At 64.1% G+C, this 26,511-nt stretch carries 24 protein-coding genes; 3 read left to right on the top strand and 21 right to left on the bottom strand.

The window, feature by feature from the left end:
- The 7 genes from AC07RO_RS05735 to AC07RO_RS05705 form a co-directional block, all read right to left on the bottom strand.
- A complete protein-coding gene (locus AC07RO_RS05735; protein ID WP_495085509.1) occupies window positions 1–1,395 on the bottom strand; it encodes an FAD-dependent oxidoreductase in 1,395 nt (464 codons plus the stop codon).
- On the bottom strand, window positions 1,392–1,760 hold the full coding sequence (locus AC07RO_RS05730) for a (2Fe-2S)-binding protein (protein ID WP_495085508.1): 369 nt from the start codon (window positions 1,758–1,760) through the stop codon (window positions 1,392–1,394). Before AC07RO_RS05730 ends, AC07RO_RS05735 begins: the two co-directional genes overlap by 4 nt.
- Window positions 1,750–2,892, bottom strand: coding sequence for an NAD(P)/FAD-dependent oxidoreductase (locus AC07RO_RS05725; RefSeq protein WP_495085507.1), 1,143 nt, complete (start codon window positions 2,890–2,892; stop codon window positions 1,750–1,752). Before AC07RO_RS05725 ends, AC07RO_RS05730 begins: the two co-directional genes overlap by 11 nt.
- Window positions 2,889–3,686 (bottom strand): ABC transporter permease, encoded by a 798-nt coding sequence (locus AC07RO_RS05720; RefSeq protein WP_192173856.1) that lies wholly within the window; start codon window positions 3,684–3,686, stop codon window positions 2,889–2,891. The genes AC07RO_RS05725 and AC07RO_RS05720 overlap by 4 nt, the downstream gene beginning before the upstream one ends.
- Before the next feature lie 6 nt (window positions 3,687–3,692).
- Window positions 3,693–4,565, bottom strand: a complete 873-nt coding sequence (locus tag AC07RO_RS05715; RefSeq protein ID WP_065990802.1) for an ABC transporter permease — start codon at window positions 4,563–4,565, stop codon at window positions 3,693–3,695.
- A complete protein-coding gene (locus AC07RO_RS05710; protein ID WP_495085506.1) occupies window positions 4,552–5,625 on the bottom strand; it encodes an ABC transporter ATP-binding protein in 1,074 nt (357 codons plus the stop codon). Before AC07RO_RS05710 ends, AC07RO_RS05715 begins: the two co-directional genes overlap by 14 nt.
- Before the next feature lie 108 nt (window positions 5,626–5,733).
- The gene (locus AC07RO_RS05705; RefSeq protein WP_495085505.1) at window positions 5,734–6,810 is read right to left on the bottom strand and encodes an ABC transporter substrate-binding protein; all 1,077 of its coding nucleotides are present in this window, start codon (window positions 6,808–6,810) and stop codon (window positions 5,734–5,736) included.
- Between the two features lie 221 nt (window positions 6,811–7,031).
- On the opposite strand from AC07RO_RS05705, the gene AC07RO_RS05700 reads away from it, so the two are divergent.
- Complete coding sequence (locus AC07RO_RS05700) at window positions 7,032–7,922, top strand: LysR substrate-binding domain-containing protein (RefSeq protein ID WP_495085504.1); 891 nt, start codon at window positions 7,032–7,034, stop codon at window positions 7,920–7,922.
- 198 nt (window positions 7,923–8,120) lie between these two features.
- Here AC07RO_RS05700 and AC07RO_RS05695 read toward each other — a convergent pair whose 3' ends face one another.
- The 12 genes from AC07RO_RS05695 to gspE form a co-directional block, all read right to left on the bottom strand.
- A complete protein-coding gene (locus tag AC07RO_RS05695) occupies window positions 8,121–10,493 on the bottom strand; it encodes a membrane-bound PQQ-dependent dehydrogenase, glucose/quinate/shikimate family (protein ID WP_495085503.1) in 2,373 nt (790 codons plus the stop codon).
- Between the two features lie 150 nt (window positions 10,494–10,643).
- On the bottom strand, window positions 10,644–12,986 hold the full coding sequence (gspD, locus tag AC07RO_RS05690; RefSeq protein WP_495085502.1) for a type II secretion system secretin GspD: 2,343 nt from the start codon (window positions 12,984–12,986) through the stop codon (window positions 10,644–10,646).
- Window positions 12,970–13,506 carry a hypothetical protein gene (locus tag AC07RO_RS05685; RefSeq protein ID WP_495085501.1) on the bottom strand — a complete coding sequence of 179 codons (537 nt, stop codon included), beginning with the start codon at window positions 13,504–13,506 and terminating at the stop codon, window positions 12,970–12,972. The genes gspD and AC07RO_RS05685 overlap by 17 nt, the downstream gene beginning before the upstream one ends.
- Window positions 13,503–14,141, bottom strand: a complete 639-nt coding sequence (gspM, locus tag AC07RO_RS05680) for a type II secretion system protein GspM (protein ID WP_495085500.1) — start codon at window positions 14,139–14,141, stop codon at window positions 13,503–13,505. The genes AC07RO_RS05685 and gspM overlap by 4 nt, the downstream gene beginning before the upstream one ends.
- Complete coding sequence (locus AC07RO_RS05675; RefSeq protein WP_495085499.1) at window positions 14,116–15,171, bottom strand: PilN domain-containing protein; 1,056 nt, start codon at window positions 15,169–15,171, stop codon at window positions 14,116–14,118. The genes gspM and AC07RO_RS05675 overlap by 26 nt, the downstream gene beginning before the upstream one ends.
- Window positions 15,168–15,890: a type II secretion system minor pseudopilin gene (locus AC07RO_RS05670; protein ID WP_495085498.1), complete on the bottom strand. Its 723-nt coding sequence runs from the start codon at window positions 15,888–15,890 to the stop codon at window positions 15,168–15,170. Before AC07RO_RS05670 ends, AC07RO_RS05675 begins: the two co-directional genes overlap by 4 nt.
- Window positions 15,887–16,531 (bottom strand): type II secretion system protein GspJ, encoded by a 645-nt coding sequence (locus tag AC07RO_RS05665; RefSeq protein ID WP_495085497.1) that lies wholly within the window; start codon window positions 16,529–16,531, stop codon window positions 15,887–15,889. The genes AC07RO_RS05670 and AC07RO_RS05665 overlap by 4 nt, the downstream gene beginning before the upstream one ends.
- Window positions 16,528–16,908, bottom strand: coding sequence for a type II secretion system protein (locus AC07RO_RS05660; protein ID WP_495085496.1), 381 nt, complete (start codon window positions 16,906–16,908; stop codon window positions 16,528–16,530). The genes AC07RO_RS05665 and AC07RO_RS05660 overlap by 4 nt, the downstream gene beginning before the upstream one ends.
- Complete coding sequence (locus AC07RO_RS05655) at window positions 16,905–17,342, bottom strand: GspH/FimT family pseudopilin (RefSeq protein WP_495085495.1); 438 nt, start codon at window positions 17,340–17,342, stop codon at window positions 16,905–16,907. The genes AC07RO_RS05660 and AC07RO_RS05655 overlap by 4 nt, the downstream gene beginning before the upstream one ends.
- Window positions 17,343–17,351: 9 nt before the next feature.
- On the bottom strand, window positions 17,352–17,780 hold the full coding sequence (gene gspG, locus AC07RO_RS05650; RefSeq protein WP_205483376.1) for a type II secretion system major pseudopilin GspG: 429 nt from the start codon (window positions 17,778–17,780) through the stop codon (window positions 17,352–17,354).
- A 33-nt stretch (window positions 17,781–17,813) separates the two neighbouring features.
- On the bottom strand, window positions 17,814–19,028 hold the full coding sequence (gene gspF, locus AC07RO_RS05645) for a type II secretion system inner membrane protein GspF (protein ID WP_495085494.1): 1,215 nt from the start codon (window positions 19,026–19,028) through the stop codon (window positions 17,814–17,816).
- 1 nt (window position 19,029) lies between these two features.
- Window positions 19,030–20,748: a type II secretion system ATPase GspE gene (gene gspE / locus AC07RO_RS05640; protein ID WP_495085493.1), complete on the bottom strand. Its 1,719-nt coding sequence runs from the start codon at window positions 20,746–20,748 to the stop codon at window positions 19,030–19,032.
- A 598-nt stretch (window positions 20,749–21,346) separates the two neighbouring features.
- Between gspE and AC07RO_RS05635 the strand changes: the two genes are divergently transcribed.
- Both AC07RO_RS05635 and AC07RO_RS05630 read left to right on the top strand, forming a co-directional pair.
- Window positions 21,347–21,586 (top strand): hypothetical protein, encoded by a 240-nt coding sequence (locus AC07RO_RS05635; RefSeq protein ID WP_192173871.1) that lies wholly within the window; start codon window positions 21,347–21,349, stop codon window positions 21,584–21,586.
- A 56-nt stretch (window positions 21,587–21,642) separates the two neighbouring features.
- Window positions 21,643–24,336, top strand: a complete 2,694-nt coding sequence (locus AC07RO_RS05630; RefSeq protein ID WP_346626153.1) for a beta-glucosidase — start codon at window positions 21,643–21,645, stop codon at window positions 24,334–24,336.
- Window positions 24,337–24,387: 51 nt separating this feature from the next.
- Here AC07RO_RS05630 and AC07RO_RS05625 read toward each other — a convergent pair whose 3' ends face one another.
- Window positions 24,388–25,038: a TetR/AcrR family transcriptional regulator gene (locus tag AC07RO_RS05625; RefSeq protein ID WP_495085492.1), complete on the bottom strand. Its 651-nt coding sequence runs from the start codon at window positions 25,036–25,038 to the stop codon at window positions 24,388–24,390.
- Between the two features lie 55 nt (window positions 25,039–25,093).
- A complete protein-coding gene (locus tag AC07RO_RS05620) occupies window positions 25,094–26,449 on the bottom strand; it encodes an MATE family efflux transporter (RefSeq protein ID WP_495085491.1) in 1,356 nt (451 codons plus the stop codon).
- Window positions 26,450–26,511 lie beyond the last annotated feature (62 nt).

The raw sequence follows: 26,511 nt of genomic DNA, 5'->3' as shown, positions 1-26,511 counted from the left end.
TCACTCACCGGCCAGCTCTCCCAGGGTGATGGGCTTGATCGGCGGGCGAATGCGGTAGTAACCGACTTCTGCCGCCGACACGCCCCGCGCCTTGGCGATCACCTCCGTGACGGTCAGCCCGCACATCCGGCCCTGACAAGGCCCCATGCCACAGCGGCCGAAGGATTTGGCCTGATTGGGGCCGGCGCAGCCCAGGGCGACGAATTTGCGCAGGTCCCCCGCCGTGACTTCCTCGCAGCGGCAGACGATGACCTCATCGGCGGGGATGCGGTTCGCTTCCTTCGGCTGATAGAGCGCATCGAGAAACGGCCGAATGCGCAGGTTTAACGCGAGCTTTTCACGCAGCGGCCCTGCCCGTTCATCACGCTGACCTGTATCGAACCTGCCCAGCCGCTGCGCAATGCCCAGCGCCGCCAACTCACCCTGCAGGGCCGCGGCCTGGGCACCGCCAATGCCGGCGCCGTCACCGGCGACAAACATCCCCGGCACATCCAGCTCACCCCAGGGATCGACCACCGGGCTGAAGCACAACTGATCGACGTCCCAGACATGGCGCGCGCGCAACGACTGACTGAATTGGATGTTCGGCACCACGCCCTGATGCAACAGCACGCAACGCGCGTCGATCCGCTGAGTCTTGCCGGCCACGGTGAAGGTCAACGCCGTGGCGGCTTCGTCACCCTCAATCGCCAATTGCTCGGCGCCGGTGTGGTGCGGGATGCGGGCGCTGCGCAGGCTGCGCATCAACTCCAGGCCCTTGCGCAGGTACGGCCAGGCGCGCAGCGCCGCGAACAGATGACGCCGCGCCCGCCAGTAATCTTCCGGCCGCGTGGTGTCGACCAAGGCCTTGATCGGGACGCCCGCGCGCAGGTATTGCCAGCCGAGCAGGTACAGCAGCGGGCCACAGCCGGCCAGCAGCACCGGCTCGGTCGGCGCGAGACCGGCACTCTTCAGTAAAATCTGCGCGGCGCCTGCGCTCATGACACCGGGCAAGGTCCAGCCCGGAATGGGAAACGGCCGCTCCATGGCGCCGGTGGCGAGCAACACGGCCTTGGCCTGAAGCGTGTGCAAGCGTCCGTCGCGCAGGTAGCTGACCTGATGATCCCGAGTCACCTGCCAGACCGCCGCGCCTTTTTCATAACGCACCGATGACGACGCCAGGGCCTGGGCCAACACGTTGCCATGGGCGTAATCCGGGCCGAGGAGATCCCTTCGCGACAGCGGCGCGAGGGTGATGCCGCGATAAATCTGACCGCCCGGACTGCCCTGCTCGTCCAGCAACACCACCTGCAAACCGAACCCGGCCAGGGCCACGGCGCCTGCCATGCCGGCGGCACCTGCGCCGACGACGACCACGTCCACAGCGTCGACGACACCGCCAAAAAGATCATTCATGACTGCACCTCGACGGTCTGCACATCGGCTGTCTGCACATCGCCGGGCTGGAAAATCAGATCCCGCGCGCCTTCCTGGGAGCGGATGCGCATGCCGTCCGCCACTTCGATCAGGCAGCTCTGGCGGTTGGGCACGCCGTCGATGTCCACCAGGCACTCGAAGCACACGCCCATCATGCAATACGGCGCCCGGGGCGATTCGCTCACTGGTGTCGCGCGAAAACGGTTGATGCCGGACATCAGCAGTGCCGCCGCGACGCTGATGCCCGCCGGCACCTCGAGGGTTTGATCGTTGAAGCTGAGGCTGACAGTCCGCGTCGACCTGACTTCACTCATGACCGGTTGAAACAGCGGATCAGTGCGCATGGGAAAACACCTTGTCAGTCAGGAATCGCTCGCCGGCGAATGCGCCGAGCTCGTCAGGCATGGCACCGCCCATCACCCACGGCGCGATGCGCAGGGCATGGGCAGCGGCCAGGGTCACGCCGCTGTGGCAGGTCACCACGAAGGCGCCCGGATGGCTGGCCGATTGCTGATAAATGGGAAAACCGTCGGGGCTCATGACGCGCAGCGCCGCCCAGGCCCGAATCAGCCGCACCTCACGCAGCAATGGAAAGGTCGCGACACCGCGCCGGGCGATGGCTTCAAGCACCTGGGTGGAGGTGCTGTCGTCGAACCCCACCTCTTCCATTGAGTCGCCCAGCTGCACGGTGCCTTCGTCGGTCTGCCGAACATGGACCGTCGGGTGATCAAGAAACGGCCGGACCCGCTCGCTGACCAGCACCTGGCCGCGGTTCGGCGCCACTGGCGCATGCAGGCCCACTTGGCGGGCCAGCCCCGGATTGCCCAGCCCGGCCGCCAGCACCACCCGAGGCGCGATGAAGCGTTGAGTGCCGGCGGTGACGCAAAACTCACCGGTTGCACCGTCGATGCGATCCACCTGAATGCCGCCGTAAAACCGCGCGCCTTTGGCCTGGGCCGACGTGTGCAATGCGCGCAGCAGTTTCAGCGGATTGACGTGACCGTCCTGGGGCGTGTAACTGGCGCCCACCACGGACGGGCCAATCAAGGGCAAGCGCGCCTTGAGGTCAGCGGCGTCGAGCATCTGAAAGGGGTAGTCGCCGAGGGCGTCCTGCAGGGTTTGCAGACGCGATTGCCGCTCGATCAGCTCCTCATCGCTGAAGCACATGTGGAAGCCGCCGGGCTGACGGAGCTGCACGTCCACCCCGCTGTCGGCCATCAGCGCCCGGGCCAAGTCCGGCCAGCGGCTCGCCGAAGAACGCGTCCAGCGCGAATAGTCCGGCAAATCGTGGCCCTTGCCCTGAACCCAGACCAAACCGAAATTGCCCCGCGAGGCGCGAAACGCATCGTCACCCTGGTCCAGCACCACGGTGTCGGCGCCGCTGCGGGCCAGGCCGTAAGCGACTGCCGTCCCCACCAGCCCGCCGCCGATGACGATCACGTCCGAGTGAATGACGCTCTGTGTGCCCTGACTCATTTGCCTTCTCCAATCAAGACCCGGTCCAATCCGACCATTCGGTCCAATATCAGCATCAGCAGCAAGGTGCCGACGATCAGCACCGTCGACACCGCCGTGATCAACGGGTCGATGGTCTGGGAAATCTGGTTGTACATCGCCACCGGCAGCGTCGTAGTACCGGGGGTGGCGACGAACACGGTCATGGTCAGTTCGTCGAAGCTCTGGATGAACGCGAGCATCCAGCCGCCGACCACACCGGTGCGAATCCGCGGCAGCACCACCCGGTAAAACGCCGTCCAGCGACTGGCACCGAGTGACAGCGCGGCGTGCTCGATGTCCCGCTCAAGGCCGATGGTCGAGGCCAGCGTCAGGCGCAACGCATAGGGCAGCACGACAATCACGTGGGTCAGGGTCAGCGCCCAGAACGAGCCGCCGATCTGCGCCAGGGAAAAGAAGCGCAGGAACGCGATGCCGAGGACCACCGACGGAATCATCAGCGGCGACAGCAGAAACCCGGTCACTGCGCCCCGGCCGGGAAAGTCATAACGGCTGATGGCCAGTGCCGCAGGAATCGCCAGCAGCGCGGCAATGGTCGCTGACGCCAGGCCGAGTTTGATCGACAGCGCGAAGGCGTCGAGCATGTCCTGGTTGTCCGCCAGCGCCCGGAACCAGCGCAGCGACAAGCCTTCGGTGGGCAGCGACAGGTAGCCCTTGCTGGTGAACGCCATGGCCATCACCACCACCAGCGGCGCGACGATGAACGTGACGAACAGGGCATGGAACAGCAGCGAGAAAAATCCGTTCTTGTGCATGGTCGGCTACTCGAAGACTTGCTTGAACCGGCGCTCGGCCAGTTTGCTGCAACCCAGAATGATGATCAGATTCGCCAGCAGCAGAAGCATCGCGATGGCCGCACCGAGGGGCCAGTTGAGGGTGCCGAGGAACTCGTCATACGCTGCTGTCGCCACCACTTTCAGGCGTCGGCCGCCGATGATCGCCGGGGTGGCGAAGGCCGACGCGGCCAGGGCGAAGACGATGATCGAGCCGGACAGCACGCCGGGCATGATCTGCGGCAGGATGATCCGGCGGAACACCGTCAGCCGCGACGCGCCGAGGGACAGACCCGCCCACTCCACTTGAAGGTCCAGCCGTTGCAGGGTGGCCCAGACCGCAATGACCATGAACGGCACCAGCACGTGGGTCAGTGCGATGACCACGCCGACCTGAGTAAACAGCATCTTCACTGGTTGGTCAGTGATGCCCAGGGCTTGCAGGGCATCGTTGATCAGGCCGTTGTTGCCCAGCAGAATCGCCCAGCCCAGGGTCCGCACCACCACGGAGATCAGCAGCGGGCCCAACACCACCAGCAGGAACAGCGACCGCCAGCGCGGCGCCATGCGCGCAATGATGATGGTTTCCGGAATGCCCAGCAGCACGCACAACACCGTGACCGCCAGGGCCATGCCGCCGGTGCGCAGGAAGATCTCGTGGAAGTAATCGTCCTTGAACACTTCCAGGTAATTGCCAAGGCTGTAGCTCGGCACCACGCCGTCCGTGTCGCTGAACAGGTTCAACGACAACACGGCGGTCAGCAGCAAGGGCGCCAGCAACAGCGCGATGAACACCAGCAATGCCGGCCCGCTCAGCAGCCACGGTGCCACGCCCACCCGTTCGGCGTCATACCTGGCCATGGGTGACCTCCCGGTCCAGCAGGCGCAGGTCGTCATCCGACCAGTCCAGCCCGACCTCACTGCCCTCCTCCGGCGGCGGCGTGCCGAGGTTTGGCAGGGTCATGTGTACCAGGCCCAGGCGACTTTCCACCGCCATCAGCCACAGATTGCCGAGGAACACCCGCAGCCGGACGCGCCCGGAAAACCGCCCGCTGCCCAGCGCCACCAGACGGATTTTCTCCGGGCGAATGTAGACATTGACGTCATTGCCCAGCGCGCGGTCTTCGTGGGGCACGTGCATCAGCGTGTCATGGACCTGCACGTGGCAGCATCGGTCGTTGCGCAATTGCACCGCGCCGGCGAAGGCATTGGTCTTGCCGAGGAATGCCGACGCGAAGGGCGAATGCGGCCGCTCGTAGGCTTCGAAGGGCGTGTCGATCTGCACGATGCGGCCCTTCTGCATCACCGCGATGCGGTCGCTCATGGTCATGGCTTCGACCTGATCGTGGGTCACCAGAATGGTGGTGATGCCCAGCTCGCGCTGAATCGCCCGCAGTTCGATGTGCATCTCTTCGCGCAGCTTGGCGTCGAGGTTGGACATCGGCTCGTCGAGCAGCAGCAGGTTCGGACGGATCGCCAGTGCGCGGGCAATCGCCACACGCTGGCGCTGACCGCCCGACAAGGCTTTCGGGTAACGCTCACCGAGGCCGGCGAGGCGCACCAGATCCAGCGCTTCTTCGACGCGCTTGCCGCGCTCGGCCCTGGGCACGCCGCGCATTTCCAGGCCGAAGCTGATGTTCTGCGCCACGGTCATGTGCGGAAACAGCGCATAGCTCTGAAAGACGATGCCCAGGCCGCGCTGCTCGGGGCGCACGTGGGTGATGTCGCGGCCATCGAGAACGATGCGGCCTTCGGTGGGCTGCACGAAGCCTGCGATGGATTGCAGCGTGGTGGTCTTGCCGCACCCGGACGGGCCGAGCAAGGCGATGAACTCGCCATGCCGGACTTCCAGGTTCAAACCGTCAATGGCCCTGAACGTGCCGTAGGTCTTGACGATGCCTTCAAGGGTGAGAAATGCCATGGGCGTGCCACGCAGGCGAACCTGCGTCTCCAGAAGGATGCTCGGGAAGATCGGCGCTTACGTCGATCAGCGACTGTCGATCAGCAAACGGGATCGGTAGATCGACCGCTATCGCTCGACGGTGCGGTTCCAGCGCGTGGTCCACTCGCTGCGCTGCTGGTTGATGGTTTCCCAATCGACCTTGATCAGCGCGTTGACCTTCTCCGGCCCGTACGGCATGCGCGCGGCGACGTCATCCGGCAGCTTGACGGTCTGGTTCACCGGCGCAAAACCATTCTCCCGCGCCTGGATTTCCTGCACTTCAGGTGACAGCACGTACTGAATGAACGCCTGGGCCAGTTCGGATTGCGCGTTGGGGGTCACGCTGCACGCGGCGACCTGCAGTGCGATGCCGCCTTCCTTCGGGTAGATGAATTTCAGCGGGAAGCCGGTGCCTTGCAACGCCACGGCCCGACCGCTGCCGTACACCGCCATGACGATGTCGCCGTTCTGCATCATGCCGTCCATCTCGCCCGGCGCCGACACCCACGCCAGCACGTTGGGGCCGATTTCGTCTTTCAGCGCCTTGAAGCCGGGGTCGATGTTTTTCTCGCCGCCGCCCCTCAGCCGGGCCATTTCCACCAGCGTGTGCAAGCCGTAGGTATTGGTCACCGGCGGCATGCCGAGCAGTTGCTTGAAGCGCGGGTCGGTGAGGTTTTCCCAGGAATCCGGTGCCGCCCAGCCGCGTTTCTTGAACGCGTCTTCGTTGTAGCCGATGCCGGTCGCCACCACGCCAATCCCCGTGGCTTCAGGGCTCAGCCGGGCCAGCGGATAAAGGTCCTTGTAGATAGGCGCGTCGCTGAGCTTTTCGCACAGGCCCATCTGCAACGCCTGGTACATCGGGCCGTCGTCCATCATCGCGACGTTGATCTGCTGACGGCCTTTCTGCGCCTGCAGCTTGGCCAGGGTCTCCGTGGAGTTGCCGGCGACGTAGACGACCTTGACGTTGTGCTGTTTTTCGAAGGCCGGAATGACGCGGTTTTTGTACATCTGCTCAGTGGAACCGCCCACCCCGGCCACGTACAGCGTGGTCTCGGCGAAGGCCGGCGTGCTGCTGATCGCTGCGAGCGTCAGGGCAATAGCCACGGCATTGCGATGGAAGGGACGAAACGGTCGTGCTGCTGAGGGAAGGTCAAGGCTATTCACAGACTATCTCCGAAGTGCGTGGGGCAGATCGAACAATGCGTCAGTTGCTTCGGCGTGAACCGAGGCCGTGCATGCAGCGTGCATGCTCCCGGCGAATCCATCGCGGGGTGGCGCATCTTGATGTGCGCTATGGGTGGCTGGTTCGAGTATTGCGACGGCCCCTCCATATGGTCAAATACGGATATCCGCCTTAGTTATTCATATTTGATATGGAGCGCGCCATGAACCTGAGACAGATCGAAGCTTTCCGCAGCGTCATGCGCCTGGGTTCCATGACCGCTGCGGCGGAGGTGCTGTTTACCTCGCAACCCAACATCAGCCGGCTGATTGCCCAACTGGAACTCAGCACCGGGCTGACCCTGTTCAAGCGGGCGGGCGTCAGGCTGATTCCGACTCAGGAGGGTCAGGCGTTTTTTCAGGAGGTCGAGCGCGCCTATGTCGGGCTGGACAGCCTCAAGCTGTCGGCCAAAAACATCCGTAACTTGGGCACGGGGCGCTTGCGGGTGGCGGCGGTGCCTTCGACCGGGCTGAGCATGATTCCCCGGGTGCTGAAGGCGTTTACCGAGTCGCGACCGGAGCTGACGGTTTCCCTGCACGTGAACTCTTCGCCCACCGTCGAGCAATGGGTGAAGTCCCAGTTCTGCGACGTGGGGATTGTGGTGCACCCCGGCGATGTCGACAGTCAGCAGATCGAGTTGCTCAGTGAAGTGGCGGCGGTGTGCGTGCTGCCGGCGGCTCATCCATTGGCGAGCCAGGAAGAGATCACCTTCACCGATCTGGAGGGAGAGACCTTTGTCTCGCTCTGCCACGGTGACGGCACCCGCGCGCTGGTCGATGGCCTGTTCGAGCAGGCGGGCGTGGAACGGGTCATGACCGTGGAGGCGCAGTACAGCGCGATCAATTGCGAGATGGTGGCACTGGGCATGGGCATCACCCTCGCCCACCCGCTGGTGGCCCGGGATTATCGCCATCGCGATATCGTCATCCGCCCGTTCGTGCCGCAGATACTCTTCCCCACCTACGTCATGTGGGCCCCGGCCCAGACGCGGACAAAATTGTCCGAAGAGTTCGTTGATACGCTGAAAGCGTTCTACCGGGACATCGTTTTTTAGGGCTGAATGCGGTTGCTTTGCGGGAGCGCCGCTGCTTGGTGATGCGACATATGCGGCATGGTAGGACCGAATATCTCTGGTAGGACCGGCTTCAGCCGGGAACAGGCCGGTGTGAGCACCCAAGAATGTGCGGGATGCCATCACAAAAAAGGCCGTGACGCACAACGGCGTCACGGCCTTTCTCACACATCAGTCAAATCAATCCAGACGAAACGCAATCACGCTGTCACCCAACGTGGTGCCGAGCGAGCCGTGCCCGCCGGCCGAGATGACGACGTACTGCTTGCCGTCGCTGCCCATGTACGTCGAAGGCGTCGCCTGACCGCCCGCTGGCAGTTCCTTCTCCCAGAGCACGTCACCGCTGTTGATGTCGTAGGCGCGGATGAAGTTGTCCGCCGTGGCGCCATGGAACACCACGCCGCCCGCCGTCACCAGCGGACCGCCGTGGGCGACCATGCCCATCGGGAAGCCGATCGGGAAGCGGCCCGGCAGGAACGAGGTCTTGAGGTTTTGGGTGGTGCCGGTGCGGCGCATCCACTCGGTTTTGCCGGTGGTCAGGTCAACCCCGACCATGCGGCCCCACGGTGGCGCAATGCACGGCACGCCCAGCGCCGAAGCGAACTGCTTGATGCGAATCGCGTAGTCACCGTTGAAGTTCTCGTTCCAGTACGGCGTGCCGTCCTGGGTGAACAGCCGTTTCTCGGCGGTCTCCGGGGTGCGCTTGATCAGGTGATAGGTGTAGGCCAGACGCACCGGCGCGGCGATCAGAATCTGCCGATCCGGGTCAACCGCCACCGAGCCCCAGTTGAACGCCCCGATGTTGCCCGGGAAGATCAGCGACCCCTGCTCGGTACTCGGCGTCCATGGATTGCCGTCGTAGCGCAGCCTGTTGTAGGTGGTGCGGCAGGACATCTGATCGAACGGCGTCAGGCCCCACATCGATTTTTCGCTCAGCGGTTCCGGGATGAAGTTGATCTTCGACACCGGCTGGGTCGGCGCGAAATGCTCGCCCGGCACGCCGCCCTGGGTCGACACCTTGACCTGATCGACCGGAAAAATCGGTTCGCCGGTCAGCCGGTTCAGCATAAAGATGTTGCCCACTTTGGTCGGCAGGATCAGCGCTGGTTGCTTGCTGCCCTCTTTGCCCACGTCCATCAGCGTCGGCTGCGACGGGTTATCGCGGTCCCAGAGATCGTTGTTCGAGGACTGGAATTTCCACTTGAACGCACCGGTGTTCAGGTCCAGGGCCACCAGCGTGTCGCGGAATTTTTCCGTGTTGCTGTTCGGGTCGCGGTTGATGCCGAGCTCGTCCGGCGAAGCGTTGCCGAACGGCACAAACACCAGGCCGTTTTTCATGTCGGCGCTCAAAGTACCCCACGCCACGGGTGTGTCCTGCGGGTAGGTCTGATCGACGGCGATGGGCTGGGTCATGGCCGGGTTGGCCGGATCGAAATTCCACACCAGCGTGCCGGTCACGGCGTTGTAGGCGCGGATCACACCCGACGGGTTGCCGTCGTTGTAGCCGTTGTCCATCACTGAACCGCCGACGATGATCAGATCACCGGCGATCAGCGGCGCGGCGGTCTGCATCAGCGCGTGGGGGCGGATCTCGCCCATATTGGCGCTGAGATCGACCACGCCGTTGTTGCCGAAATCGCTGCACAGTTTGCCGCTGTCGGCGTCGAGGGCTACCAGCTTCGCGTCAGTCGTGGCGGTGAGGATGCGTTTGGCGCACTGGCTCGGCGAGGCCTTGGCCGCAGCCGTTGCGGCCGGCGCGTAGTAGCTGACGCCACGGCAGGTCTGATGCTGCTGCAGGTAGGAGCGGTTTTTTTCCGGTTCCCACTTCCAGTCCAGTTTGCCGGTTTCAGGGTTCAACGCGTGCACTTCGTTGTGTGCGGTGCAGACATAGACCCGGTTGTTGACCTTCAGCGGCGTGGCTTCGAAGGTGTACTCGCCGGCGTCTTTGGCGGCATCGCGCAAATCGCCGGTGTGGTATTCCCACGCCACGGACAGCTTCTTCACGTTGCCCGCATTGATCTGATCGAGGCTGGAGAAACGCTGACCGTTGTTGGTGCCGCCGTAAGCGACCCAGTCATTGCCGGCTTCGCCCGTGCTGCGGGTTGCCTGCGGGGTGTCGATCTTGCCCGCCACCGGGTACGGGTCGTAGAACATCAACGCCAGCACGATCAGCATCATCACGCCCACGGTGCCACCCAGAAACGGATGGAAGCGGCGCGTGTCGCCCGGGTTCTGCGCCTTGTACAGCGGACGCACCACCCACGGCAGCGCCAGCCACAGACCCAGCAGCGCGAACAGATCGCCGCGCGGAATCCACTGCCATTTGTCGAAGCCGACCTCGTAGCCGATCCAGATCAGAATCCCCCACATCAGCAGCGCATACACCGTCAGCGCCGCTTTCCTTTTCAGGATCAGCAGCACCGCCGAGACCAATACCGCGAGGGCAATAATCGAGTACGCCGCCGAGCCGCCGGCGGCCACCAGTTGCGCACCCATGTACAACAGGGCAATGGCGAAAATCGCCATCACCACCCCAGTCACTCTCAAGATCATTGTTGGTTTTCCGTGTTGGGGCCGGTGATGGCTCCCGTGTGGGAAGTGGGCGAAAGCGGGACGTCCGAGCCGCCCGTTCGCAAGCGTTCCTGCGCATATTAGCGCCCACACTGCGCACCCCGGAAAACTTTGTTCCCCCTGCGCGAGCGTCTAGCGCAGGGCTTGTGGCGCGCCTGAGCCGTTCAACAACTGCATCTGCTGACGATAATCGTCGGTGACCTGGCGTGCCTGGCTGCTGCTGCTGATGACCCGCGGCGTGATCAGCACCAGCAATTCGGTGCGGTCCCTGGACTTGCTGCGATTGCCGAACAGCCAGCCCAGCCCGGGCACCCGGCCCAGGTACGGCACGGCGCTGACACTCTCGCTGTTGTCCTGCTTGATCAGCCCGCCAAGCAACACGGTCTGCCCGCTTTGCGCAGCGACCTGGGTCGACACCGAGCGCGTGGAGATGCGCGGGTTGCCGTTCACCGTCACGGTGTCGTCGGCATCGCTGACCTGCTGCTGAATGTCCATGTACACCAGACCGCCCGGGTTGATGCGCGGGACGACGTTGAGAATCACGCCGGTCTGCAAATACTCGACGCTGCTGAGGGTGGTGTCCGAGGTGCCGGTGTTCACGGTGGTCTGGCTGATGGGGATGTTGTCACCGACCTGAATCTGCGCGCTTTCGTTGTTCATCACCACCAGCGACGGCGCCGACAGCACCTGGGTGCGGCCGTTGGTTTCCAGCGCGTGAATCGCCACTTGCAGGTTGGTGCTGACGAAGGAGTAGAACAGCGAGTCCGTCGAGCCCAGCCCGGCCCCTCCTCCCCCCAGCGCACCCTGACTGCCGGCAGTGTTGGCGACGGTTGTGCTGGTGGAATTGCCGGCCAGGCGACCGAGGTACCACTGAACCCCCTGATCCAGCTCGCCGGTCAGCTTGACCTCGAGGATCCGCGTTTCGATCTGCACTTGCAGCGGCGCATTGTCCAGACGTTTGATCGCCGCTTCGATCTCTTTCCACTGCGCTGGCCGCGTGCGCACCAGCAGCTGGTTGCTGCTCTTCTGCGCCGAGATGCGGGTGGTCGAGTCCAAGCCTTTCTGCCCGTTGCCCGAGGTGGCAGTGGCCGATGACGTGCTGTCGTCGGAACCGCTGTCGCTGCTGGTGTCCGCGTCTTGCTCCTGCTCGTCGTCCGAGGTCGCCGTGTTCTGAGTCCCGTTCTGGGACATGCCGCCTTGGCCATTGCTGTTCAAACCGGCGCTGCCATTCAATCCGCTACCTGAACCCAGACCGCCAGACGTGCCCCCCGTCAACGATGACATCGAGCGCGTGCGCAAACCCGGCGCGACCTTCGCCGCGCTCTCCTCTTGTACCGCGCCCGTGCCGTAGATCTGCTTGAGGTATTTCGCCAGGTCAGTGGCCTTCATGTTGCGCACGTCGTACACGTACAGCTGCGGCTCGTTGCCGCCGCCCTCATCGATGGTGCGAATCCAGGTGCCCACTTCGTTCAGGTACTCGGGCTGGGACGAAAACGCCACGACCGAGTTGGTCCGCTCGATCGGCAGAAAACGCACCATCCCCGCCAACGGCATGCCGCTGTCCGGCCCGAACAGCTTCTGCAGCTCCGGCATCAGCTCGCTGACCGAGGCCCGTTGCAGGCCGAACACGCCGACCGACATGCCCTTGAGCCAGTCGACGTCGAAGGTGTCGATGGTCTGCTGATAGTTCGCCAGCTCTTCAGTGGTTCCCGCCAGGCTCAGCACATTGCGCGCAGGGTCCACCAGCAGGAACGCGTTCTCCCGGGCGAACGGCTTGAGCAGCTTCTGCATCTCGGTGGCGGAGATGTAGCGCAGCGGGAACAGCCGCGCCGACAACCCGGCAGAGGGCTGGGCCACGGCCATTTCCGGCACCAGTTTGCCGGCAATCGCCTGGCTGGCCGGAAGGATGACGTAGCGATTGCCCTGGCGAATCATCGCGTTGTCGGTCCACGACAGCAGGGTCTCCAGAATCGACAGCGCCTGCTGCGGGTTGACCGGCCGCGACGTGGAAAAACTCACTTCGCCCTTTACCCCTTGGGCAATGGTGTAGCTCTCGTGAAGCATGTCGCCGAGGATGCTGTTGACCACCGCTTCGATGGGCTGGTTGGCGAAATTGAAGACGATGTCACCTTCCGCCGCGCGTGGCGTTGCGGCTGTCGGCGCCGGTGTTTTCACGAAGCGCTGGGTGCCCCTGATGATCTGCCGTGTGCCGGTAGTCGCCGTCGAGCTGTCCGCGGGACTGGCTTGTGCCTGAACCGGCATTGGCTCGCTGCGCGGGTCGACCGGCCGACGCTGGCTTCCGGTTCCGTCCAGCGCCTCGCGCAGCATGCCGTTGTCCGGCTCAAGGGTCGTCGGCGCGGTGGTGCAGCCGCTCAAGGCGACGGCCGCCGCCAGGCACAGCAAGGGCGAGCGCAGCGTCGCGACGGGTTTGGTGCTGCGGGCACGGCGCAGGGAAGGATTACGGGGGAGGTTCATGGAGGTCTTCACGGGAAAGGGAAAGCGGTGGTGAGGTCGACGGCGCAGGCAATCGCAGGCGCCGGACAGTGAGGGTTTCGTTGCGCTCGCCGAGGCCAAACGTGGCACTCGTCGGGCTGATGGCGCGTAGGGTCCAGCCGTTGGGCAACGGCCCGTTGAGGCGGACTTTCAGCGCCGGGCCGGTGGCCGGTTTGATGAATGCCAGCTGCACCGTGCCGTCGAGCAGCACGCCGGTCAGGGTCAGCCCGCTCAGGCTGGACGCTGCCTGATTGGCCGGCTGTTGCAGGTCCGGTCGGCGGTCGACGCTGAACAGCGGGGTCTGCCAGGCGTTGGCCAGACTGGGCAATGCCACGGGCGACAACACCGGCGTTTTTGCTGCGACGGCCGGGCGATGAGCCGATTCGGCAGGCAGCCAGTCCGCCGACTGCCAGGTGCCGTTGAGCACCAGAGCGATCAGCACCAGCAGGACAAGGGCGACGGCCATCAGCGCGCGCTCGGCCGTTATCGGGAATCGCATCATGGGGCGGCCTGCGCGGCGTCGGGTTGATCGGCAGTTGCCTTGGCCGCCACCGGCTGCAAATAGCCGCGAATCAGCAGTTGCACCGTCAACCGCCCTGCCCCGCCTTTTCCTGGCGCACTGCTCGCGCGGCGCACGCTCATGTGATCGATGAACAGCAACGGCCGCTGATACTCCAGCCCGTGCAACACCGCCATCAACGGCTCGATGGCGCATTCCAGGGTGACGCTGACCTTGACCTGGCGAAACGGCTCGCTGCCGTCCTGCTCCGGGGTGATCGGCATCCGTTGAGTGAGCGTGCAGCCGGCGCCGTTCGCGCCTTGGGCAGTGATGACGTCAGCGACGCGCTGCATGAGATCGGCGGCCACGGCGCTGGGGTCTTCGCCGGTCAACAGGCTCGTGCTGCTGGCCGGGTCCTGCGCGGCCGTTTCCAGCGCTGCGGTCAGGCTTTCGCGCTGCTGCAGCACGCCGGCGTAGCGCTGCTGTTGGGACTTGAGTTGCTCGGTCTCTTCGCCCATGTCCCGCAGCGGGCCGGCGAACCAACTGTCGATCAGCAGCCAGTAGCCTGCGCCGATCACCAGCGCGAGGACGATCAATGCAGCGCCGCGACGTTCACGGGGTGTCAGCGCTCGGCCCATCGGCGGCCTCCTGATGCAAGCGTGAGTGCAGGGCAAAGCGTTCTTTGCCGCTGCCGGCGTCGGGCAGAATCACGCCCTGAAACTGCGGATTTTCCAGGCTGCGGCAGTCTTTCAAGCGGCCGATCAGCGCACTGGCACGCACGCTCTGGCCGGAAAACGACACGTCGTCAGCGTCGATTTCGAGATGCTCCAGCCAGGTGTCATCGGGCAGGCAGGCGGTCAGTTCACTCATCAGCGCCGCCATGGTCGGGCGCGCGGCCTTGTGCCGGGTCAGGTAATCGGCGGCGCCGAGGGTGTTGGTCAGTTGCTGACGCAGCTGCTGGACCTGCGCCACCTCGGCTTTCTGGGCTTGCACCGTGGCGCGCATGCCTTGCAGCCGTTGCTGACGATCGTGCAGCCACAGGCCCATCAGCGTGATGAGCAGCACGGCGCATGACCCGGCAAGCACACGACGCCGGTCGATGCCTGCGCGCGGGTTCACCGGACGCGCGGCGTCGGGCAGCAGGTCGATGCCCTGCGGCGTGCCGTCCTCTGCGCAGGCGTCCACCCGTTGCGGCGTCAAGCCGAGGGCGGTGCAGTCCGCCAGAATCGCGTTCAGGCGCTCGCGGAGGATGGCGATCAGGGTGACTTGCAACCACCCGGCGCTGCGGCCGTCCTGGCGCACCACATAAAGCAACTGGTCGCGGGGATACGGCGTGTATTTGTCCAGCTCATAGCCGACCACGGCGTTGAGATCCCGCGACGCCGCCGTCGGCAATTGCAGGCGATGGATCATCACCAAGGGGGTCGGCAGCATCAACACTTGCCGGGCGCCGGCCTGCACGTTGGGGCCGGGCATCGTGATCGGCCAGCGATGGGTCTGCACGGGTACCTGGGCGCTGAAGCGATGACGCAAACGCGCCGGCACGCAGCTTCGCAATTCCGCGAGCCAGAGCTGCCAGACACGTTGCGCCACGCTGCCCTGCCAGCGCCGTTCAAAATTGGCCAGGTACGCCCGAAGCGGCGCAGGGACTGAAAGGAGTGAATTCATTCTTCCCAACGCAGCACCCGATACGGTTGAGCGTTACCCTCCGATGGGGACAGTAGAACGGTGGTCTGAAGCCGGGCGACAACGCCATCCGGCAGTTGCGCCTGACTGTCGATGCTCAGCACGCTGCCAGGGTCGGTGCCCGTGGCTGTCTCTTGCGGCAGATTCAAGGCGCTGCGCAGCAACGGCGAGGCGAATGCGGCGTCCGGCCGCGATAGCCCGCTCCACAGCGTCACTTCCGGGGCAATGCGCTGGTATAGGCGTTGGGTCATCCCCGGGACCTGGCGCAGTTCTTCGATAACCCGCAACGGCGCAGCACGGCCGTCTCGACGCGCCTGTAAAGCACGGCCCAGACGGGTCGCCTGATCGCGATCCGCGCCGCAGGCCTGGGCGACCCGCGTGATGTCCTCATTGCTGGCCGCATTCAGATCGAGCTTGCCGCGCTCGCTGCTGACGCTGACCACCATCCGCGCGTCGTCGAAGGCCAGCGGCACGGCGCGGCCGTCGGCAATCCAGCGCGGTCGGTGATTCAGGTCCAGCAACGACTGCAACGCCAGGTTCATCCCGGCCTGGGCCGCCAGCAGCGCCTGGGTGTGCTGCCGCTGCCATAACGCCTGCCGGGTTTCCAGCTGCACCCAGCTGGCCAGACCGCCGAGCAACAGGCTCAGCGTCGCCACTGCCCAAAGCACCAGCAACAAGGCCACGCCGCGCTGCCGATTCATTGCGTGGCTCCTGCAGATGCCACAGCGCCGGACGCCCCGCCGGACAGGTCCAGCCGCAGGGCGATGACTTCGCTGGGCCAGTTCACCGGGCCATCCATCTGCACGTCGACGCGCACGGCGCGGGGCAAACGGTTGGGCCACGGCCACTCAGCCAGCCAGCCGGTCGCCTCACCTTTTGGGGTCACGCCGCGATAGCTCAACGACAAACTGTTCATCCCGTGAAGCAACACCTGGGGCTCACCCCACGCGCGCAATACGTTGTCCTGGACCTGGGCGAAGGCGATCTGCAAGCGACGGTCCGCTGCCGGCCCGGACATCTCCAGGGTGTGCAGCTGAATGCCGCCGCCCAGGTTGCCCGGCAAGGTCGCGGCGAACTGCATGCGCTGTGCCGAACCCACGAACAGCCCCGCGCCGGAAGAGTCGTTTTCGGCGAGATCCAGCGGCAGCGCCTGGCTGATGGCCTGACGCAAAAAGCCCTGGGCCGCCCGCCGCTCATCCAGCCGTGAGGTATAGCGATCGGCCTTGACCATCGCGCGATTGGCACCCACCAGCGCGCCGCCGACCAGGGTCAGCAGCACCGCCAGCAGGCTCAGCACGATCATGATTTCCAGCAGGGTAAAACCCGCTTGTCGTCTGCTCACTGGGCGCCCGCCCTGGAAGGACTGACCAGCCGCAGCGTGCTGAACCGCGCCTCACGCCGGTCTTCACTGACGGTCAACTCCACCCGCAACAGGCGTGGCTGCCCAGCGGCAGTGGGCAACGCAGAAACGCTCATCGCCCACTGAATGCTGTTATCCATGACACCGCTGCTCTGGCCCGGCTGCAACACGCCGACCGCCTGATCATCCAGCACCGAACGCGCCACCTGGCTGAGCCGGTCCGCGCGATCAACCTGCTGTAACGAGCGAGCGCTCTGGCCGAACGCCATCAGCAGCACGCCACTGCACAGGGCCATGACCACCAGCGCGGCGAGCATTTCCAGCAGGGTGAAACCGGCCTGACCGTCGCGAGCCTTCATGGCAAAGCACGGCTCTTGACGCTGCCGGTCAGCCAGCCGACGTCAATGCGCCAGCGCCGCTCACCCTGGAACACCAGCAGATTGCCGCCGCTGGAACTGCCATCCGGGTAGAACGCGACAGCTGCATTCAGATCCGCCGCCGTGTTCAACTGCACGCCCACCTCGGCGGGCCATTGCTGGGGCCGTTTGCCAGGGACCTTAAAGGTGCGGCGGTCGAGATCAAATGAAGTCTCCCGAGGCTGGCCGCTGATGATCGCCGCGCTGCGGGTCGTGCGCAGTGCCTGAACCATTTGCCCGAGCAACTGGCGGTCCGCGGCCTGCTGCAACCCCTTGTGCAAGCCAAGGCCGACCACACCGATACCGATGCTCATCAAGACGATGACCACCAGCATCTCCAGCAGGGTAAAACCGCGGCTTGCCCCAGGCGCTTTCATGCTCGCCGATTACTCCCAGTTGCCCAGGTCGGCGTTGTAGCCTTCGCCGCCGGGCTGGCCGTCCTGACCGAAGAAAATCAGGTCGAACGGGCCATGCTGACCCGGAAAGCGATAGCCGAAGGCGTGACCGAACGGGTCTTTGAGGTCTGAAGGCTTGGCGTACGGCCCGGCCCAGCCTGAAGCGTTGGCCGGTTTTTCGACCAGTTGCTGCAGGGTTTTCGGCGGCGAACCCAGGTCCAGGCCGTAGCTTTCGATCTTCATGCTCAGGCTCGCCAACTGCGCCTTGCCGGCGCCGTACTTGCCCTTGTCGACGTTGCCGCCGACCTGGCGCACGACGATGGTCGCAACGATGCCCAGCAGCACGATGACCGCGAGCATCTCCAGCAGGGTGAAGCCGCGCTGGCGGCGGGTGACAGCGGTGAACGGCGTGCGGCGCATCGGTCTGGTTCTCTGATTGAAAGGGGGTGGGCTTCAAATATTGCTGGTCAGGCTCATCAGCGGCAGCATGATGGCCAGCATGATCACCGCCACCAGCACCGCCATGACCACGGTCAGGGTCGGCACCAGCGCGGCGAGCATGCGGTCGATGCCGCGTTTGGCCTCGACATCGAACACGTCGGCCACCTTCAGCAACATGGTGTCCAGTTCGCCGGCCTGTTCGCCGACTTCGATCATTTGCAGGGCCAGGTCCGGCAGCAGCGGTTGCTCGCCGAACGCACTGGCCAGCGTGCCGCCGCCTTTCACCGACTCACTGGCCTGCTCGACCTGCTGCTGCAGCGCGCGGTTGCTGCAGACTTGCCGGGCAATGACCAGCGCCTGCAACAGCGCCACGCCGTTGTTCAGCAAGGTGCCGAGGGTGCGCGCCAGCCGGGCCGCTTCGATGCGCTGCAGCAACGGGCCGATCACACGCATGCGCAACAGACGCCGGTCACGTCGCAAGCGGCGTTGGGGATCGCGGGCGCGCAGGGCGATGATCCAGATCAACGCGATGCTGCCGGCGAGCAGCATCAGCCCGTATTCACTGAGGAACTGCCCGAGCCAGAGAATCGCCTGGGTGATGAAGGGAATCGGCACGCCGAGGTCGCGAAAGATCGGCACGAATTGCGGCACGACGTACGCGAGCAGCAGCGCCAGGGAACCGAGCACGCCGACCACCAGAAACGCCGGGTAGATCAGCGCGTTGATCACCTCGCCGCGCAGCATCTGGCTGCGCTCCAGGTACTCGCTGAGCTGACGCAGGGTGTTTTCCAGCGCGCCGCCGGCTTCGCCCGCGCGGATCATGCTGATGTACAGCGGGGAGAACTGCCGGCCCTCTTCTTCCAGCGCCACGGACAGCGGCTTACCAGCCTTGACCTGCTCGCGAATGCGCTCGATCAGCGCGCGGGTCTGAATCTGATTCCGGGACTGGCCGGGTTGTCGCAGCAGAATGGTCAGCGAGCGTTCCAGGGGCTGGCCGGCGCCGAGCAGGGTCGCCAGTTGCTGGGTGAAGCTCATCAGCGCGGCGCCGCTCAATGCGCCGCGGCCGAGGGCCTGACGCAGGCCGCCCAGACTCGACGGGTCGACCTGCAGGACCATCAAGCCGCGCTTGTGCAGCAAGGCGATGGCGGCGTCACGGTCGGCGGCGTCCAGCAGGCCATTGTGTTCAGCGCCCTGACCGTCCAGCGCGCGGTATTTGAACGGCGTCATGTCATTCGCCTCGGGTCACGCGCAGGACTTCTTCCAGCGAGGTAATTCCCGCCACCGCCTGACGCAAGCCCTCCTCATGCAGCGTACGCAACCCGGCGCGCCGCGCGGCCTGCTCCAGGGTCGAGGCATCGGCGCGGCTCATCAGCAGGCTGCGCAGTTCTTCGTTCATTACCAGCAGTTCAGTGATTGCACTGCGGCCGCGATAACCGCCGCCGGGCGCATCGGTGCGCGGGCGGTACAGAATTATCGGACGCTCGTCGGTGAAGCGCTCCAGTTCGTGTTCGTCGATCAGCGCCTGGGGGGCTTCGAAGGCTTCGCGGGTCAGCGGATCAAGGCGGCGCACCAGGCGCTGGGCGAGAATACCGTTGACCGTGGAGGCGATGAGGTAGCTCTCGACGCCCATGTCCAGCAAGCGCGTGATACTTGCCGCCGCGCTGTTGGTGTGCAACGTCGACAGCACCAGGTGCCCGGTCAGCGAAGACTGAATGGCGATGCGGCAGGTTTCCAGATCGCGCATTTCACCGATCATGATCACGTCCGGGTCCTGGCGGACGATGGAGCGCAGCGCCCCGGCGAAGTCCAGACCGATGGCCGGTTTGACCTGAATCTGATTGATCCCTTCGAGCTGGTATTCCACCGGGTCTTCGACGGTGATGATCTTGCGTTCGGCCGTGTTGAGCCGCGACAGCGCGGTGTACAGCGTGGTGGTTTTGCCGGAGCCAGTCGGCCCGGTCACCAGCAGAATGCCGTGGGGCCGCTCGAGCACCGCCAGAAAAGCATCGAGGCGCTCGCCGTCGAACCCGAGGCTGGGAAAATCGAAGTTGATGGTCTGCCGGTCAAGCAAACGCATCACCACCGACTCGCCAAAGCTGGTGGGGACGGTGCTCACCCGCAGGTCCAGCTCCTTGCCCTGAATCCGCAGCATGATCCGGCCATCCTGGGGCAAGCGCCGTTCGGCGATGTCGAGGCGCGCCATGATTTTCAGCCGGGAGATCACCGCTGCCGAAGAACTGGACGGCGGTGCTTCGGCTTCGTGGAGCACGCCGTCGATGCGATAACGCACTTTCAGCTGGCTCTCGAACGGCTCGATGTGAATGTCCGAGGCCCGTTGCTCGACGGCCCGCTGCAGGATCAGGTTGACCAGCCGGATCACCGGCGCTTCGGAGGCAAGGTCCTTGAGGTGTTCGATGTCTTCGGGCGAGCCGTTGTGGTCGTCGAGGGATTCGATCAGCGTGCCGATGGCGCTGCGGCCCTGGCCGTAATAGCGCTCGATCAGGGTGTCGACGTCATTGCGCGAACCGATCGACAGCCACACCGGCACCTGACAGCAATAGGCGATGGCTTCGAAGGCGTATTGCTCGCATGGGTTTGCGGAGGCGACGTGCAGACCGTCTTCGCGCCACGCCAGGGGCACCACCTGGAAATGCCGCATGAAGCGCTCGGTCAGGGCCGGCAAGGGATCAAGCATGTCGGCTGCGGCGTCGAGGGCCAAGAGCGGCGTTTGCAGCAGCGCCGCCCAGGCCCGGGCCATCTCGGTTTCCGAAACCAGCCCCAGGCGGGTCAGTAAAGCCAGCAGCCCGGTCCCTTCGGATTCGACCATCAAGCGCCGCGCCCGCTCCAGATCAGCAGCCTTCAGCCCGGCGTTCGCCGACAGCCATGCGCAGACCTGCTCGGCGTCCGGAATCTGCAACTGTCTGGCGTCGAGCGGGTTTAGGCGCATGGCGGTTATGGGTCTGGATGATGGATTAACTAATGAATACGGCGACTATTAAATAACGCCCACGCGTTATAAGCCGTGGATGATTCATCCAACGGCCTTCAATCGGCTTGCGTATAACTTGCGTACTTTTTAGTTGAATATAAATAAACGACTGAATGCTATTAACCGCCATAGCTGGCGACTGTGTATCGGCAACTAAGGCGGCTATGCAGTCGTCTGAATGGTCGAGGATTACTCAGCGCGGAGAGAGCTTATCAGCAAGCTAAACCTAATAGCAATTAGGTTTTCAACATAGCAATATAAATCACGCTTATCCGTTATTATGAGCAAATAGTCGCCACTTAAATCGATTAACCGGGTGATTTATTGCGGTAAATTGTGATTCATAGTTTGCTACCCAGCACTCTGCCTTGCTCGGAAACCCTCCTGAACGCGCCTTTTCGATCACCGCCCGTCTAATTTAAAAATAATCTTGCAAACCCTGAACTAATCAGTAGATTCCGCAGACTTAACGTTCGTCCTGTTCTCACGGGGCGGGTTTGCGCGTTCATATATTTTCCATACCCCATCAATCGAGAAACAATCGATGAATAGACCCATGCTGTCTGTTTGCAGCGTCGTGCTTTTCGGCGCCTGCAGTTTTGCTGCTGTTGCGGCGGACTCCACGACCACTCAAACGACGAACTCGGCAGAAACACTTCGCGTAAATGTTGAGAAACAGCGCGACCAGTTGTCCGGCGTCGACAAGGTTGCCGTGCCGACCACCCAGACCTCTTCCGCCATGCTCGATGCGCCGGTCGACACCGGTGACGCGCCGGTTCTGGTACAGAAGCCATGACCGACCCACGCACCCCGCCGTCCGGCCACCGTCAGCGACCAGTGAGCGCATTCCCGATGTCAGCCTTCAAACACACCCTGGCCTTGAGCCTGCTGTCCCTTGGCGTGCTGCAAGCCAACCTGGCACTGGCGGCGGTCACGCCTGCCACCGGCAACGCCGTCGAAGCCCGGGTCAGTTCGATCCTCGACAACATGAATCAGTCCGAGAAGATCAACTTCACCCGCGTCAACGACGGCCACATGATCCCGTCTTTGCTCAAATGGGGCATCAAAGGCACCGTCGCCTATGACTCCTCCATGGGCGTACACGTCAACAACGCCACCTTTGGCGCGCAGTACCCGTCGCAGTCCGCCCTTGCGGCGACCTGGAGCATCAACCGCGCCAAGGAGTTCGGTCTGGCGATTGCCTACGAGACGCGGATCTCCGGCGGTCAGCAAATGCTCTCCCCCGGCGTCAACCTGTACCGCACGCCGTACAACGGGCGCTCGGCGGAATACGCCAGCGGTGAAGACCCGTTCATCGGCGCCGTACTGGCGCCGGCCGTGGTCAACGGCATTCAGGCTCAGGGCATTCAGGCGAGCGGCAAGCACTACCTGGCCAACGAGCAGGAAGCCAACCGTCAGGCCGTCAACGTGATGGTCGACGAGCGTACTCTGCGCGAGCTATACCTGCCGGGCTTCGAGTCGATGGTGAAGAACGCCAACGTCGCGTCGATCATGTGTGGCTTCAACAAGATCAACGGCGATTACGCCTGTGAAAACCATCACCTGATCACTGACGTGCTCAAGGGTGAATGGGGTTATCAGGGCACCGTGATCAGTGACTTCAACGCAATCCATGACGCGTTCAAGGGCGCCTGGGCCGGCACCGATATCGACATGCCGTCGGGCCTGCAATTCACTGAAGCCAACCTGATGCCGTATGTGTGGAGCGGCCAGCTGAGCCAGAACGTCATCGACGACAAGGTCAAACGCAACCTGCGCGCCATCGTCAGCTACGACTTCCAGGAAAACCTCAACACCGCCAAGACTCTGGACCACCCCGAGTACGGCCAGCGCGCATCGCTGAACACGGCGCGTGAGTCGATCGTGCTGCTGCGCAACGAGAACACGGCGGCCGGCAAACCGCTGCTGCCGCTGGCGCGCGACGCGAAGATCGCGGTCATCGGTGACTGGGCCTATCAGGCGCCTGCGTCGCCGTTCGGCACCGCCAACTCGCCGCCCAACAGCTACGTCACCGAGCTGAGCGGTCTGCAGCAACTGGCGTCCAGCAGCACCAACGTCACCTACCTGTCCGAGCTGAGCCTGAACCCTAAAGCCTCGGCCTGGTTTCAGCCTGCGGTTGGCAGCAATAACGTCAACAATGCCGGCGTGAAGGCGGAATACTTCGCCAACACCAGCTTCTCCGGCAGTCCGGCGGTGACCCGCGTCGAGCCTGGCGTGAACCTCAACTGGACCACCGGCACCAACGAAACCAACGCCGGCACCACCGCGGTGTCCGGTTTCAGCCCGACCCCGGGCGCGTTTTCGGCGCGTTACACGGCCACCATCAAGCCGACCGTTTCCGGCGCCCAGGTATTCAAGGTCCGTGCGGACGGCCCGTACAAACTCTGGGTCAATGATGAGCTGGTCCTGCAGAGCGACGGTGCGCCGTACTCTGCCGACGTGGTCAACGCGCTGACGACATCGGGCAAAACCGCCGCACTGGTGGCTGGCAAGTCGTACTCGGTGAAGCTTGAGTACCAACGCATTCAGGGCAACTTCATCCCGGCACTGGGTGGCGTGACTGGCGTGCAGATGAGCTGGGCCGCGCTGCGTCCACCGAAGGACCTGTCGAAGTACGACGCGGTCGTCATCGCAACAGGTTCCAACTACGAGCACGAAGGCGAAGGTTCCGACCACGGTTTCGAGCTGCCTGACCAGCAAGCAGAGCTGATCAGCTTCGTCACCAAAGCCAACCCCAACACCATCGTGGTCATGCACGGCGGCGGTTCGATGGACATGCAGCCGTGGGCCAACAAGGTCGGCGCATCGCTGCAAGCCTGGTTCCCGGGTCAGCAAGGCGGCCAGGCCCTGGCCGAGATTCTGTTCGGCAAGGTCAACCCCTCGGGCAAGCTGCCGATCACCATCGACAAGAAGATCGAGGACAACCCGAGCTACGCGTCGTACCCGGATCCGGCTGCCTACCGTGGCGACAATGCGCTGACCGAAATGACCTACAGCGAAGGCCTGTACATGGGTTATCGCGGTTATGACAAGAAGCACGCCAAGCCGCTGTACCCGTTCGGTTACGGCCTGTCCTACACCACGTTCGGTTACAGCGACCTGAAGCTGTCGACCAACGTCATGGCGCCGGGCAGCACCGTCGATGTCACTTTCAAAGTGACCAACACCGGTGACAAGGCCGGGTTCGAAGTGGCCCAGCTGTACGTCCACCCGAACAACCCGGCGGTCGACCGTCCCGAGAAGGAGCTGAAGGGCTTCACCAAGGTTTACCTGCAACCGGGTGAAAGCAAGACGGTAAGCATCCCGATCGACTCGCGCTCCTTGGCGTACTACGTCGAGAAGACCGACAGCTGGGATGTGGACGCCGGCAAGTTCAAGATCCTCGTAGGGCCGGACTCCGAAGACCTGCCGCTGGATCGCACCTTGATCACGCTGTTCCCGGAACACCTGACCACCCGCGACAGCAACCCGCTGCCGCTGCCACTGCGCAAGGCAGTGCAGGTCAGCGCTTCGCAAACCTACTGAGTGGGTAACCCGGTCGGGTTTCCGGTCGGGGTTCAAACAGTCACTTCAAGCTCAGGGACGAGCTTGAATGTCGGCTTTCAAGCGGCGCAGATAGCCCTCGAACACGGCCATCACGTCGACATCTTCCGGGGCCCTCAGCCACTGGATCTGCACACCGTCCATGACCGAAAAGATCTCCTGAGCGAGCGCCTTCACGTCGATGTCCGGCCGCACCTCTCCCGCCTCGATCAACGCCTGCAGATGCCCCCGCGCATGTTCGTGGGTGATGTGAAAGCGCGTCTTGTACCAGTCGAAGGCCGGATGGGCCTCTGACAGGCTTTCCGTGTTGAGGACCATCGCCGCCTGGCATTCGGCCGCGTCCTGGACGCTGAAGCTCATGCTCATCCGCACGAATTTGATGAACCCCTCCAGCGTCATCTCCATGGTCAGTTCACTGAACCGCGACACCACCCGCTGATCCCGACGCTCCAGTAGCGCATTAAGCAGCGCTTCCTTGTTTGGAAAGTGATGCAGCAGGCCGACGGTGGTGATACCGGCGAGCTGCGCGACGTCCTTCATCGACGCACTGGAGTAACCATTGCGGGCGAAGATCAGCGTCGCCGCATCGAGCAAGGCGGCGCGACGCATTTCACCCTTGGGCGCACGGCGGCGTTTCGGCGAGGCCACCTCGGGCGAGTCATTCCCTGATTCGTCGTCTGTCATAACACCTTGTCTCGTTGATTCGGATAAAGCCTGACAGAGCCCGGCATTGGCCTGCTCACGCCACGGCCTGGGCGGCGCCCCGGCGCTGAAAAAACCGTCTGGCGGTCAGGGACGCGATTGTAATCGAAGTCACGGCGATCAATGCGTTACCGGTCAGCATGGCCGGGAACGCACCGGCCGCGCCGAACAGGTGAGTCCCGCCGAGCACGAACGGCACCGTCCCCAGCGTCGCCCGCAGCCAGGCGAACAGTGCCACCAGCCACGGCCGGCCCAGGGTGACGAACATCGCGATGGCGACGAAATCCAGCCCGATCAGCGCCCACAGCCCGCCGCCGACGTGGCAGAACGCAAGAAAGATCGCCCGACCGGTGCCTTCCAGCTGATAGGTGTCCGCCAGCGGATTCGCCGCCAGCAAGAGCACGGCCCAGACCAACAGACCGTAGACGATCACCAGCTTGCGGCTGAAGCCAATGGCCCTGGCCACACGAGCGTGTCGATGGGCGCCGATGTTCTGCCCCAGCACCGGCGCGAGGGCGCTGGGCAGGGAAAAGAACACGCAGTAGGCGAACTGCATGACCCGGTCCATCACCGACATGGCCGCCAGCGCCGATGTGCCATAGGCGCCGATCGACGAAACCAGATAGGTCAAGCCCACGGGCGTCGCCAGATTGCCGACCATCGCTGGCAAACCGACCTGCATGACCTTGCGCGTGTGCAGGCGCAGCAGTCGCCAGCGGATGGAAAACGGCATCGCCAGCCGCGCCCGCAGCCAGTAAATGCCCAGGCCCAGGGACACCAGCGCCGACAGCGAGTAGGAAATCCCCGCGCCTTCAAGCCCGAGGCCAAAACCGAAAATGAACAGTGGATCGGCCAGGGCCAGTGTCGCCGCGCCCGAAAGCACAACGCACAGGGCGCGGCGGCTGTCGCCGGCGGTTCGCAGGATCTGCGCCGCCATTTGCATGGCCGATTGCAGCACGCTGAACGGCAGGGTCAGCCAGATGAAAATCCGCGCGGCTTCGTAGGTGCTTGCGTCCGCGCCGAGCCAGCGAGTGAGCGGCACCAGTAGCGCCAGTTGCAACGCCGCCGCCGCGCCCGACGCGATCACCACCATCAGCATCAAGTGAGTGACCAGCCGCGAAGACGCCTTCGATGCGCGATGACCGATCCGCTCGGACAGCACCGTGGCGGCGGCGATGATCAGGCCGCTGGAGACGGCGCTGTTGAGGAAGATCAGCACCTTCGCCACCCCGGTCGCGGCGAGCAGCATCGGATCGTGGAGCATCGACACGTAGAGCAGCGTGAAAATGTCCACCAGAAACACCGCGAGCAGGCTCAACGCGCTGGTGCTCGACATCACCATGACGTGCCGGGCCACCGAGCCTTCGGTGAAAACAGCGCGCGGGTGAGTCATGAACCCTCCAGAAATGAACAGTGGCCGGGTGCGGCAGCGGTGTGATGGAAGAGGTGCTGCCG

This window comes from Pseudomonas sp. GW821-FHT07F05, from assembly GCF_059418765.1.
Note: the sequence above shows the minus strand (reverse complement) of the source record. Positions and strands in the feature narration are given on the sequence as shown.